The 12,793-nt window shown below is 45.9% G+C and carries 15 protein-coding genes; 7 read left to right on the top strand and 8 right to left on the bottom strand.

Going from position 1 to position 12,793, the window contains the following annotated elements; genetic code table 11:
* Window positions 1–600: 600 nt before the first annotated feature.
* The 5 genes from DWX26_RS04915 to DWX26_RS04940 all read left to right on the top strand — a co-directional run bounded on the left by DWX26_RS04915 (window position 601) and on the right by DWX26_RS04940 (window position 3,826).
* Window positions 601–783, top strand: a complete 183-nt coding sequence (locus tag DWX26_RS04915; RefSeq protein ID WP_147398107.1) for a hypothetical protein — start codon at window positions 601–603, stop codon at window positions 781–783.
* Entirely contained in the window at window positions 783–965 is a 183-nt protein-coding gene (locus DWX26_RS04920) for a hypothetical protein (protein ID WP_055266077.1), read from the top strand. Before DWX26_RS04915 ends, DWX26_RS04920 begins: the two co-directional genes overlap by 1 nt.
* 195 nt (window positions 966–1,160) lie before the next feature.
* Entirely contained in the window at window positions 1,161–1,379 is a 219-nt protein-coding gene (locus DWX26_RS04925; protein WP_055266075.1) for a cation transporter, read from the top strand.
* Between the two features lie 186 nt (window positions 1,380–1,565).
* Window positions 1,566–3,434 carry a heavy metal translocating P-type ATPase gene (locus tag DWX26_RS04935; protein ID WP_118600971.1) on the top strand — a complete coding sequence of 623 codons (1,869 nt, stop codon included), beginning with the start codon at window positions 1,566–1,568 and terminating at the stop codon, window positions 3,432–3,434.
* Window positions 3,435–3,451: 17 nt separating this feature from the next.
* Window positions 3,452–3,826, top strand: a complete 375-nt coding sequence (locus DWX26_RS04940) for an ArsR/SmtB family transcription factor (protein ID WP_055217845.1) — start codon at window positions 3,452–3,454, stop codon at window positions 3,824–3,826.
* A 194-nt stretch (window positions 3,827–4,020) separates the two neighbouring features.
* Here the strand turns inward: DWX26_RS04940 and DWX26_RS04945 are convergent, their stop codons facing one another.
* Window positions 4,021–4,395 carry a LysM peptidoglycan-binding domain-containing protein gene (locus tag DWX26_RS04945; protein WP_022462870.1) on the bottom strand — a complete coding sequence of 125 codons (375 nt, stop codon included), beginning with the start codon at window positions 4,393–4,395 and terminating at the stop codon, window positions 4,021–4,023.
* Window positions 4,396–4,648: 253 nt separating this feature from the next.
* Here DWX26_RS04945 and lexA point away from each other — a divergent pair, with 253 nt between their 5' ends.
* Window positions 4,649–5,317 carry a transcriptional repressor LexA gene (gene lexA, locus DWX26_RS04950; protein ID WP_055217843.1) on the top strand — a complete coding sequence of 223 codons (669 nt, stop codon included), beginning with the start codon at window positions 4,649–4,651 and terminating at the stop codon, window positions 5,315–5,317.
* 205 nt (window positions 5,318–5,522) lie between these two features.
* The gene (locus DWX26_RS04955) at window positions 5,523–6,599 is read left to right on the top strand and encodes a tyrosine-type recombinase/integrase (protein ID WP_022462868.1); all 1,077 of its coding nucleotides are present in this window, start codon (window positions 5,523–5,525) and stop codon (window positions 6,597–6,599) included.
* 98 nt (window positions 6,600–6,697) lie between these two features.
* Here the strand turns inward: DWX26_RS04955 and rsmH are convergent, their stop codons facing one another.
* The 7 genes from rsmH to aroB form a co-directional block, all read right to left on the bottom strand.
* Window positions 6,698–7,747 (bottom strand): 16S rRNA (cytosine(1402)-N(4))-methyltransferase RsmH, encoded by a 1,050-nt coding sequence (rsmH, locus tag DWX26_RS04960; RefSeq protein ID WP_022462867.1) that lies wholly within the window; start codon window positions 7,745–7,747, stop codon window positions 6,698–6,700.
* Window positions 7,748–7,776: 29 nt separating this feature from the next.
* The gene (locus tag DWX26_RS04965) at window positions 7,777–8,724 is read right to left on the bottom strand and encodes an RluA family pseudouridine synthase (protein WP_117761504.1); all 948 of its coding nucleotides are present in this window, start codon (window positions 8,722–8,724) and stop codon (window positions 7,777–7,779) included.
* Between the two features lie 166 nt (window positions 8,725–8,890).
* On the bottom strand, window positions 8,891–9,331 hold the full coding sequence (gene dtd, locus DWX26_RS04970) for a D-aminoacyl-tRNA deacylase (protein ID WP_022462865.1): 441 nt from the start codon (window positions 9,329–9,331) through the stop codon (window positions 8,891–8,893).
* Between the two features lie 75 nt (window positions 9,332–9,406).
* The gene (locus DWX26_RS04975) at window positions 9,407–10,045 is read right to left on the bottom strand and encodes a cytidylate kinase-like family protein (protein ID WP_118600972.1); all 639 of its coding nucleotides are present in this window, start codon (window positions 10,043–10,045) and stop codon (window positions 9,407–9,409) included.
* A 173-nt stretch (window positions 10,046–10,218) separates the two neighbouring features.
* Window positions 10,219–11,148, bottom strand: coding sequence for an RluA family pseudouridine synthase (locus DWX26_RS04980; RefSeq protein ID WP_055228144.1), 930 nt, complete (start codon window positions 11,146–11,148; stop codon window positions 10,219–10,221).
* Complete coding sequence (gene lspA / locus DWX26_RS04985; protein ID WP_022462862.1) at window positions 11,141–11,677, bottom strand: signal peptidase II; 537 nt, start codon at window positions 11,675–11,677, stop codon at window positions 11,141–11,143. Before lspA ends, DWX26_RS04980 begins: the two co-directional genes overlap by 8 nt.
* Complete coding sequence (gene aroB, locus DWX26_RS04990; RefSeq protein ID WP_022462861.1) at window positions 11,667–12,779, bottom strand: 3-dehydroquinate synthase; 1,113 nt, start codon at window positions 12,777–12,779, stop codon at window positions 11,667–11,669. Before aroB ends, lspA begins: the two co-directional genes overlap by 11 nt.
* Window positions 12,780–12,793 lie beyond the last annotated feature (14 nt).

A 12,793-nucleotide genomic window follows, 5' to 3' on the forward strand; every position in this document is an offset into this window, starting at 1 on the left:
AAAGCTTCGTCTCCCTGACTTATGCAAGAAGACGAAGCTTTCAAAAAACGCTCCGCGTTACCACTTCTAATTATCGGCTGTTTCTTTTGGTCGATCACTCAGACAAGATCCCCGAAACCATTTGATACACTTTCCGGTGAATCTCTTCTCTGCTAACGGTGAGAGGCCGGTCCGGACTACTTTCCATTTCTGGTTTCGTCTGTACAGCTCACAGGGGATTGTTCTTTGGGATACCTGCCATCTCGCACCAGCCGATGGTTCTCTGCAAAGGCTCACCCGAAAAATGTTGTCCTGCTCATTGCTTTTTTCTGATCCCTTTTTTCTTTTGAACACTTTGCATTATAGTCTCATTTTTCGGTTTGTCAAGCAATTTTTTTAAAAATATCATGTTTTTTCCCTGAAAATAGTAAAAATTTATTTCTTGACACAGAAAACCAGAATTTTTATAATAGAAGAAAAAGCGCAGAACCAGAAGGCTTCTGCGGAAAGGTGGTATTTTTGTATGGGGTATTATGACAAAGAACGTGTAAGGGGATTTTTGCACAATCAGGACGGTATTATGGCGAATGATTTCGGATGTTTCTTCTGACGGAAGAGTTTATGAGAAGATACAAAGACCGCTGGATCATCGGCGCATATGACTGTATCAACGAGCCGATCTCCATGACGCCGCGCCGCGAGGAGCTGACACCGAAGCTGGTCTATTTCTACGAGGAAATTGTGCAGACAAAGAGGTTAAGGTACAGGCAGCTATTCAGGGAGAGACTCTTTTTGAAGGGGTAATGCCTCCTGCCGGTGAGAAAGTAACTTCGGATGTTCATCCATATTTTGCATATGAAACAGCACCGAACACACTCGAACGGTTCACACTCGGTACCGTTACAGGAGAAGGCATTCTGAAAATAGAGGTTCTGGACGGATGTGCACGGTTCGGACAGATTGTGATTCGGAAAAGTGAAAAATAGCAGAACATAACGTTTCTTTATGAGAAATAAATAACAGATCTATCTGCCCGCAGGAATCAAAAAAATCCGACGGGCAGATTTTTTTGATTTTTTTCAGTTTTCCATTGACAATTGCATCACTGGTGCTATAATAAAAACAAACATATGAATAAATGTTCATATGAACAGTGAAAATGAAAAAGGAGATCAAAGGCGATGAAGAAAACGTATAAGATCGATGTTGACTGCGCAAACTGTGCAAACAAAATGGAAGAGGCTGCAAAAAACACAGCAGGTGTAAAGGATGCTACCGTAAACTTTATGATGCTCAAAATGATCGTTGAGTTCGAAGACGGACAGGATCCAAAGAGCGTTATGCAGGATGTTCTGAAAAACTGCAAAAAAGTTGAGGATGACTGCGAGATCTTCCTCTAAAATAAAAAACTTTCATCGGCGGATGGAAGAAAAAGCTGGAGCAGAATAGATTCTAAAACCTGTCTGCGGTTCAGCTCGAGAAAAATCCAGTATTTTCTCTCTGGAGCAGCGGATTTGGATCTGTAAATCTCTGGGATGAAATGCTGGATTTTTTCATCCGGCGGTAAGAACAAAGGAGGCATATGTATGAATAAGAAACAGAAAAAGGTTCTCATCCGCGTCATCGTTGCATCGGTTCTTCTGATTCTCTGCACGGTACTGCCGACAACCGGCTATGTGCGATTTGCAACCTTTATGGTTCCTTATCTGGTCATCGGATACGATATCCTGAAAAAGGCCTGGAAGGGAATCCTGAACAAACAGGTATTTGATGAAAACTTTCTGATGGCTGTTGCAACGGTCGGTGCCATTCTGCTTGGCGAGTATCCGGAGGGCGTAGCCGTTATGCTGTTTTACCAGATCGGCGAACTGTTCCAGAGCTATGCTGTCGGAAAGAGCCGCCGGAACATCAGCGAACTGATGGATATCCGCCCGGATTATGCAAATATCGAGGTAGACGGAAAACTCGAGCAGGTTGATCCGGATGAAGTTGAGGTTGGCACAATCATCGTTGTACAGCCTGGTGAAAAGATTCCGATCGATGGTGTGATCGAAGAAGGAAACACCACACTGAATACCAGTGCCTTGACCGGAGAGAGTGTTCCGCGTGACGCCCGGGAGGGAGACGAAGTCATCAGCGGATGTATCAATATGTCCGGTCTGATTAAAGTAAAAACAACGAAAGAGTTTGGAGAGTCCACCGTATCCAAAATTCTGGACCTTGTGGAAAACTCCAGCTCCAAGAAATCAAGATCCGAGAACTTTATTTCCAAATTTGCGAAATACTATACACCGGCCGTCTGCTACGGTGCGCTGGCACTGGCAATTCTGCCGCCGCTGGTACGGATGCTGTTTTTAAGTGCCGCTCCTGAGTGGAACGTATGGATTTACCGTGCGCTGACCTTCCTGGTTATCAGCTGCCCTTGTGCACTGGTCATCAGTATTCCGCTCAGCTTCTTCGCCGGTATCGGCGGCGCAAGCCATGAAGGTGTCCTGGTGAAAGGTTCCAACTATCTGGAAACACTTTCCCAGACCAAATACGTTGTATTCGATAAAACCGGTACCATGACACAGGGTGTCTTTGAAGTAGCCGGTATTCACCACAATACGATCAGTCAGGAAGATGTTCTGGAATACGCAGCACTTGCTGAGTGTGCTTCGAGCCATCCGATCAGCAAGAGTCTGCAGAGAGCATATGGAAAACTGATCGACCGAAGCCGTGTCACGGACATCGAAGAGATCAGCGGAAACGGTGTAACAGCAAAGGTAGACGGTAAAAATGTCGCTGCCGGAAATGCAAAACTGATGGAGCGCCTTGGCGTTGATTATATCGACTGCCACAGCGTCGGCACCATCGTCCATGTTGCTGTAGACGGCAAGTATGCCGGACATATCCTGATCTGTGATATGATCAAACCGCATGCGAAAGAGGCGATTCAGGCGCTGCGGAAATCCGGTATTAAAAAGACGATTATGCTGACCGGAGACTCTAAGCGGATAGCCGATCAGGTAGCTGCAGATCTTGGAATTGATGAAGTTTACAGCGAACTGCTTCCTGGTGACAAAGTAAGTAAAGTGGAAGAGCTGCTTGCCGCAAAGACAGAAAAAGAAAAACTTGCCTTCGTAGGTGACGGCATCAACGATGCACCGGTACTGTCCCGTGCCGATATCGGTATTGCGATGGGAGCACTTGGTTCCGACGCAGCAATTGAAGCAGCTGATATCGTTCTGATGGACGACGATCCGCTCAAGATTTCCAAAGCAATTCACATTTCCAGAAAATGTATTCACATTGTTTATGAGAATATTTATTTTGCAATTGGTATCAAAGTATTGTTCCTGCTTCTGGGAGCCATCGGTATCGCTAACATGTGGATGGCAATTTTCGCAGATGTCGGAGTTATGATTCTGGCGGTTCTGAATGCAATTCGTGCTCTGTTTGTGAAAAATTTATAGAAAGACGAGGACACAAAATGGCAAAAATCAATCCGGAAGAAGCTGATCTGTGCTGTGACTCCTGTGAGGTTCATGAAAATCTGGTAAAGATTGTCAATGAGACCATGCCGGATGAAACAGAGCTTTACGATCTGGCAGAGCTTTTCAAGGTATTTGGTGATTCCACGCGGATCCAGATCCTGTTTGTCCTGTTTGAGGCAGAGGTATGCGTCTGCGACCTGGCAGAAGCACTGCACATGACACAGTCCGCAATTTCCCACCAGCTTCGCATTCTGAAGCAGAATAAGCTGGTAAAGAGCAGACGAGAAGGAAAATCGGTGTTCTACTCTCTTGCAGATGGTCATGTACGGACAATCATCGCACAGGGACAGGAGCATATTGAAGAGGATTAAAAAAAGCATAAGATAGCAGAAACGTCCCGCAGATGAGAAATTTCATTTGCGGGACGTTTCTGCTTTTCACATTCATTCTTTATTTGGTAAACCATGCTTCCCGAACATGCTGTTTTAGAAGGTTCCGTGCATTTTGGAAGCTGTTTTTTTTACTTTGTTTACATAACCGAATTATGTAAAGTATTTCTTGAATTTCATGATTTATACTCCTCGGAGTAATACGGAATGCAGAGATACATACCGTCCGTGATCTGGTTGGAACTCAGGTGATTGATCTCACGGACCTCAGCAATGTAACTGGAAATATCGGAGTATTCTTCTGTACGGTATTCTTTGGCGATGTCCCACAGTGTATCGCCGGAAGAAACGCGGATACTGGTGTAGTATTTGTAGGTTGGAGCTTTCGGCTCACTGTCTGCCTGCGTATTCTGCGGCGTGAAGTGGAAGATTAAAAGAAATGTGACGGCAACCAGAGACAGGAGAGCGGCGGCTGCGCGGATCTGCAGTTTTCTTCTCTGGATTTTTCGTCTTTCTCTCAGTGATTTTCTTTTCTTTGCATTGGTACTCATGTAAAATTCCCCCTTGATTTGTGATAGAAGAGTAGTTGTGCTACGTGAACATTTGTTCTTTCGAATATATGTTCATTATAATAAAAGAACGTATGTTTGTCAATACGAAATACGAACAAATTTTCGGAACTTTTGTTTGCGTTCCGGTTGGATTTATGGTAAAATTTATTTGGTATATTTTAAGCAAATATCGTATAGAAAGAGGGGACTACCCTAATTCATATAAAAAACGAAACGACAGGAGGAACATACGATGGCTGGAGACAAAAATAAACTGACAGAGAAACAGAGACAGATTCTCGAATATTTAAAACAGGAAATTTTGCAGAGAGGATTCCCGCCGTCTGTGCGTGAGATCTGCGAAGCGGTTTCCCTTCGTTCTACATCCTCGGTACATGCACATCTGGAAACACTGGAGCGGAAAGGCTATATCAAACGAGATGCAACAAAACCGAGAGCCATTGAAATCTGCGATGAAGGATTCCATACCGGCCGCCTTGGTGCAATCCAGGGAATTGCATCGGAAGACACCGCATCCCAGAGCGAGGTTGCACAGATTCCGCTGATCGGCAAAGTAGCTGCCGGAGAACCGATTCTTGCGGTAGAGAATATTGAAGGATATTTTCCGATGCCGGTAGACCGTCTGCCAAACGCAGAAACGTTCCTTTTAAAGGTACAGGGCGAAAGCATGGTAAATGCAGGTATTTTAGACGGTGACCTTGTTCTTGTGGAACAACAGGCAACTGCGGAAAATGGAGAAAAAATTGTCGCTCTGGTCAATGATTCCGCTACAGTAAAAACATTCTACAAGGAAGACGGTTATTTCCGCCTGCAGCCGGAAAACGATGAGATGGATCCGATCCTTGTGAATGATCTGCAGATCGTAGGAAAGGTAATCGGAGTATTAAGATTTTTATCCTGAAAAATAAAAGAAGAAAATAAAAAATGTTGTGAAAAAACGAACAAGAAATCGGCCTGTAAAATTCGGCGGTTTCAGAGGAAAAACCGGTGATTTCTGAAAGTAACTCTTCAACTATTCGAAAAACCTGCGTTTCCCGAATAGTTATATAGAAGAAATACTTCTTTCATTTTCCCGGTTTTCTGTTTAGAAAGGCTCATTTGCAGTTATGAAATCAAAAATTACGTATCACGAACAAACCGATATGGAAAATACACTGAAGCTCCGCGAGGTTCTGAAGACGCTTCCCTCTTTTACTTCCGAATTTTTCCGCGGCATCAGCACAACGACATCGACCAGCACACGGATCAAATATGCATATGACCTTCGGATCTTTTTTCAGTATCTGCAGAAAGAAAATCCGGAACTTGCCAAAATTCCCATGGATCAGATGTCCGTTGATGTGCTTGACCAGGTCACTGCACTTGATCTTGAGGAATACACAGAATATTTAAAGGCTTATATCGGTTCCCAGGAATCTTATACCACCAACGGGGAAAAAGGCCTGAAACGAAAATTGTCGGCACTTCGGACGTTCTATTCCTATTATTTCAAAAAGGAACTGATTGAGACAAATCCTACGCTGCTTATCGATATGCCGAAGCTCCATGAAAAAGAAATTATCCGTCTGGAGCCAAATGAGGTTGCGGAGCTTCTCGATTTTATTGAATCCTGCGGCGACGGGCTGAGCAATCATCAGCGGGCCTACTATGAAAAAACAAAGGAACGTGATTTTGCAATCATTACTCTTCTGCTTGGCACGGGAATCCGTGTGTCGGAATGTGTCGGGTTAGATATTGAGGATGTCGATTTTAAAAACAATGGCATCAAAGTGCTTCGAAAAGGTGGAAATGAAATGTTTGTCTACTTTGGAGATGAAGTTGCCGAGGCACTGAAAAAGTATATCGAAGTCCGCGCAGGTATTACGCCTGTGGCAGGACACGAACACGCACTCTTCTATTCAGCGCAGAGAAAACGGATCAACGTCAAGACGGTGGAAAATCTGGTGAAGAAATATGCGTCCCAGGTGACGACAACGAAGAAAATTACGCCGCATAAACTGCGTAGTACGTACGGTACGACGCTGTATCAGGAAACAGGCGATATTTATCTTGTTGCGGATGTCCTCGGCCATAAGGATGTCAATACGACGAAGAAACATTATGCTGCCATGGACGATGCAAGGCGCCGTCAGGCTGCCACAGCGGTACGGCTGCGGGAGTCCATGCCGGAGCATGAGGAATAAAAATATATCAGAAACCCAAAGAGGAATCAACAGGGATTATATCCCATTCGTTGATTCCTCTTTTTTATGGAGACGACTTCTCTCCTGCTTTTTTTAAGTTACTCCGCCTTAATTGCCCAGCGCATTTTCGTTGAACTTGCACGGCTGTTGCGGATGCATTCTTCTTTGGAAGGACGAATGACTTCTTTTGAATATTCGGAATAAATACCGATCTGATACAGTCCCTTCATGGACTTTTTCACAAGCCGGTCTTCGCCGGAATGGAACGTCAGAATTGCCGCTCTGCCGCCCGGAGCAAGAGCATCCGGAAGTTTTTCCATGAATGCTTCCAGAACCTCATATTCGTTGTTTACATCGATCCGCAGTGCCTGGAAGGTGCGGGCGCAGGATTTTTTGATGGCTTCTTTTTTCTCGTCTTTCGGAAGAAAATCCAGTGCTTCAGCGATCAGATCACGCAGTGCAAACGTAGTGTCAATTTTCTTTCCTTTCCGAAGTGCCCGCGTAACAACCTGGGAAATTTCTTTTGCATACGGTTCATCGGCATTTTCAATGAGCATGCCTTCCAGTTCATCGCGTGCAACCGTGCGCAGACGCTCGGCCGCGGAAATTCCTGCCTCCGGATTCAGGCGAAGATCCAGCGGTCCATCATATTTGTAGGAAAAGCCGCGCTCCGGATTATCAATCTGCATGGAGGAAACACCAAGATCCGCCAGAATGAAGTCAAAGGGGCCGTATTTGGCAGCAACCTGATCAATATTGGCAAAATTCTGATGAAGAATCGTTAAAATCTCAGGGCCGTACCCCTGCGCGGCCAGTCGTTCTTTTGTTTTTGCCATCTCGATCGGATCGACATCCAGCGCACAGAGATGCCCTTTTCCCTGCAGGCATGCAAGCATACGGGAGCTGTGGCCGCCGTATCCGAGTGTTGCATCAAGTCCGTTCTGTCCCGGCTCGATCTTGAGAAAATCGAGGATTTCATCTACGAGAATCGGGATATGCATGCCGGCCGGTGTGCTTCCCTTTTGGATCACATGCTCAATGGTCCCCTGATATTTCTCCGGATTCAGTTCTTTGTATTTCTCATTGTAATTCCGCGGATGTGTGCCTTTGTAGCGGACGCGGCGTTTGTGTTCTTTCTGTTCTTCCATAAAATGTTCTCCTTATACTTCAAATATATTTAATCGAACATGTGCGTTCGAATATTTTCCAGATCAATTGGTTCTCCTGTCATCGGCTGCAGAAAGTGCAGTTTCCAGGCATGGAGCGCGGCACGGGTACCGCCGTCGCGGACTCCGTAGAGCGGATCTCCGAAAAGTGGATGTCCAATAGATGCCATGTGAAGACGGATCTGATGCGTGCGGCCGGTTTCCAGACGGCAGCACACGACGGCCCAGAAAGGATCCTGAAGGACAGCCTCGTAGTGTGTAGTAGCCCACAGGCCGTTCCCTTCTTTACAGATACGCATTTTAGTGATACGTTTCCCAGACGGATCGAAAGAATCAGGGTCATCTCCTGGAATTTGCTCCATGGAAAGACGAATGGTTTCTTTTTGCGTTTCTTCGGAAAAGGGATGGTGTACCAGAGCCAGGTATTCTTTTTTCAGCGCGCCGCTCTCCCGCTGCCGGGACAGTCTGGCAGCAGCCAGCTGATTCTTTGCAAATAGTACCAGACCCGATGTATCTTTGTCAAGACGGCCGATGCAGCGGAGTTCAGAAGGCGCTGTCGGTGTTTTTAACAGGGATGCGGCAGCATGTGTCAGGGAATCGGAATAATGGCCGTGGGAAGCGTGGCAGACCATACCGGATGGCTTGTCTGCGACACAGAGATCACTGTCCTCATAGAGAATCCGTACGCCGGCAGAATCACCTGATACCGGCAGAACCTGATCTTCGGAAAGGTGGGGACACTTCTGCGCATATCGAAAAGTGATCGTATCTCCAGTCTGGACAACTGCATTTGTGCGGCAGGAAACACCGTTTTTCTGAATTCCATCCGGAATATATTTGGCATGGCGGATTTCACGTGGTGTCAGGTGCAGAAAACGTTTTAGAATTGTTTCCACCGACAGTCCCCCCTGTTCCGGAAGGACAAAGTGACACAGCTGCTGATAGTCAAATTGCGGCATAAAAGATTTTCTCCTCTTCACAAGTTCACATAATCATTTTATGTAAACTATATAAATACAAACAATTCAGTACGATGATGGTACACTATCTCTAGACAAAAACAGGTTTCACAGATCTCGCAAACCACGTTCTGTTTTACCGATTCGGCAAACAAAAAAATTTTATTTACAGATCCTCTAAGATCACCGTAAACGGCCCATCATTCACCAGTGATACTTCCATCTCAGCCCCGAACACTCCCGTTTCGACAACAGGAACCTGTTCCCGTGCTTTCGCGACCATATATTCATACAGTTCTTCTGCTCTGTGCGGCTCGCCTGCTTCCGTGAAGCTTGGACGGTTTCCTTTTTTACAGTTGGCATACAGGGTAAACTGTGAAACCATCAGAAGCTGTCCATCCACATCTGCCAGGGACTTGTTCGTCTTTCCATTTTCATCTTCAAAAATACGCAGTCCCAGCAGTTTTTTCATATACTTGTCTGCTGTTGCTTCATCGTCCCCCTGGCCGACACCGATCAGAACCAGAAAACCTTTCTGAATCGATCCAACAACCTTCTCTTCCACCGAAACACTTGCTCTTTTTACACGTTGTATAACAATTCTCATCTTTAAAATCCTTTCATAAAATGACCCTCCTCTTATTTTTAAGAGGAGGGTCGTTTCTCCTATGTTCTGTTTTGATCAGATGCTGAAAATCTTGCGGATTCCCGCTTCTTTAACTTCAATTGCCTGTTTGATCATATCTACGGTTCCATCGATACCGAATACACTGCTGTTCAGGCACAGGTCGTAGCTGTCTACCTCGCCCCAGCGTTTGCTGGTGTAGTAATTGTAGTAGCTTGCACGCTGTTTGTCGATCTTTGTGATCTTGTCTTTTGCTTTTGCATCAGAAAGATCATACAGCTTTGCGATACGGCGGATGCGATCCTGCATATCTGCTTTAATAAAGATGCTCAGCACGTTCGGATTTTCCTCCAGTGCATAATCTGCACAGCGGCCTACGATGACACACGGACCGTCCTGCGAAATCTTCTTGATGGCATCAAACTGCGCCAGAAATACCTTCTGGTTCAGCGGCATATCCATCATGGTAGATCCATAGCCGAAGGAGTAACTGTCCATAACCAGAGAGTATAAAAAGCTGTTGGTTGGTTTTTCATCGTGGTTTTCGAACAATTCCTGGCATAATCCGCTGTCCTTTGCTGCTCTCTCCAGCAGCTCTTTGTCATAGTACTTGATTCCCAGGCCATCCGCTAAAATCTTACCAATGGAATGTCCGGCGCTTCCGTACTGACGTCCAATCGTTATGATAGTTTTCATATAATCCGCTCCTTTCCATTCCGTCACAATAATCTGCTTTCACAGATGTAGTAACTCGCGTTTTTTCGTTACATCTAGTATACTACAGAATTCACAGAAAGTACAGAACATTTTGATAAAACTTATACAAATTAACTATATACTTTTTGAAATATCATTCTTTTTAAGCAGTTTCAGACATTTTTTCGAAACTGCAGCAACAGATTGGAAAAATATTCCGGAAGCGGCGCCTCAAACTCCATATAGGCACCGGTCCGTGGATGGATAAATCCAAGTACCATCGCATGCAGCGTCTGTCCCTGCAGGTTTTTCACCGGGCATTTCTTCGGGCCATAAACCGCATCGCCAAGCAGCGGATGCCCGATACTTGCCATATGGACACGAATCTGATGCGTCCGGCCGGTTTCCAGCTGGCATTCAATATACGTATAATTTCCAAAGCGTTCCAGCACACGGTAATGTGTGACCGCCGGTTTTCCGTTCCGTTCATTAATCGCCATCTTTTTCCGGTCTGTCGGATGGCGGCCGATTGCACCGCGCACGGTTCCCTCGTCCTCTTTCAGATTCCCATGGACAATTGCCCGGTACTTTCGGGTAATGGAATGTACAGAGAGCTGTTCTGCGAGGCTCTGGTGGGCGAAATCGCTCTTACAGATAACCAGGGCACCCGTTGTGTCCATATCGATTCTGTGGACGATTCCTGGGCGCAGAACGCCGTTGATGCCGGAGAGATTTCCGCGGCAGTGATACAGAACCGCATTGACCAGTGTTCCGCTGCTGTGGCCTGCCGCCGGATGTACGACCATCCCCTTTGGCTTATTGACGACCAGAAGATCATCATCCTCGTACAGAATATCAAGCGGAATGTTTTCTGGCTCCACGTTCAGTTCTTCCGGTTCCGGCAGAAGCACCAGAACGGCATCACCGGCGGCAACCTTGCTGCTTGCTTTCTGCGTTTTTCCGTTGATCGAAACCTTTCCGTCTTTTAAAAGCTTCTGCAGAAAAGAACGGGAACAGTCCGAAAAAGATGCGGCCAGGCACTGATCAATCCGTTTTCCGTCAAAATCCGGTGTAACTTCCAAAATCCGTTCTTCTTCAGCCATCGGACTCCTCCTTTTTGGCGTTTTTATGCAGAAATGCGAAGTCTTCGTCCTTGTAGTACAACAGATACAGCAGTAAAAAGACAGCGACCGATACGGTGACATAAATATCAGCTACGTTAAAAACCGGAAAGTTGATCAGCGAAACGTAGATGAAATCAACGACATAGTGATTCAGAAAACGATCGTAAAAATTTCCGACCGCACCAGCCGTCAGAACAGTCAGCACGGCAAAAAGCGGTAAAAAGCGGCGTGTCTTTGGAAGCTTGTAAAAGACGATCACCATGACGATCAGAAACAATACCGTCATCATAGCAAACAGCCAGTACTGATCCTGCAGAAGTCCGAATGCCATACCGCGGTTTTCCAGATAAAACAGCTCCAAAACCCCTGGAATGAGCTCGATCGACGGCTGGTCCTTCAGATACTGCACTGCCAGTGATTTTGTATACTGATCTGCTGCAAGCAGAAGGACAATCGCTGCCGCGCAAACCAGATAAACGGCCAGCGGAGAAAGTTTTTTACTCTTCATCGATCAGATCTCCATTAATAGAATTGATAGCTTCCAGCATTTCTTCATCTGTAACCGTGCGGTCCACCACAGCATGGCCGACAGACTCCAGAAGGATGAATTTGATCGTACCCTGTTCCATTTTCTTGTCCGATTTTGTTGCAGCCAGAATATCTTCCGATTTCAGGCCGTCCACGGTGATTGGCAGATAGAAACCGACGTTCATATCACGAATCTCGTAAAACTCTTCATCGGAGAGATAACTTCTCTTGTAGGAAATATAGGCAGCAGCAACGGTTCCAAGTGCAACGCACTGGCCATGGAGCAGTTCGAAGTTTTTGAGCTTTTCAATGGCATGACCGATCGTATGGCCAAGATTTAAAACGGCACGCTCTCCCTGTTCTGTTGGGTCATTTTCTACAACCTGGCGTTTGATATCGCAGCATTTCTGGATCATTTTCGTTAATACCGGCTCAATCCGCTCTTCGATCTCAGACATGTGATTGATGGTCCAGATGTAGAATTTTTCATCGCGGATCAGACCTGTTTTCAGGACTTCTCCCATACCGCAGGCAAACTGTTCGCCGTTCAGGGATTTTAAGGTTGCCATGTTCATATAGACAAGACGTGGATGATGGAATGCACCGACCATATTTTTGTACTGGTCGAAATCGACGCCCGTTTTTCCTCCAACGCTGGAATCTACCTGTGCAAGCAGTGTCGTCGGAAGCTGAATGAAATCAATGCCGCGCAGATACGTTGCCGCCGCATAGCCGGTCAGATCCCCAACGACACCGCCGCCGAGTGCGAATAAAATGTCTTTTCTCTCAAAGTGGTTTTCAATCAGATGCGTGTACAGATCTTTGACGGTACCCAGATTTTTGCTTGCTTCACCAGCCGGGAAAACAAATGCGGTTACGGTCTCAAACAGCGGGGACAGTGCATTTTTTACCTCTTCCAGATACAGTTCTGAAACCGTGCTGTCTGTGACAATGCAGGCCTTTTTTGCAGGGAGTTTTAAGTTCTCCACACAGCCGGCGAGGCGTTCGTAGCTGCCGTCCCAGACAATTTCATAAGAAAATTCAGTAGATGTGCCTTCTCTTTTAACGGTAAGTGTTTTCATAATTTATGCCTCCT

Origin of the sequence: Blautia sp. AF19-1 (assembly GCF_003479155.1) — a bacterium.
Taxonomy (GTDB): domain Bacteria; phylum Bacillota; class Clostridia; order Lachnospirales; family Lachnospiraceae; genus Fusicatenibacter; species Fusicatenibacter saccharivorans.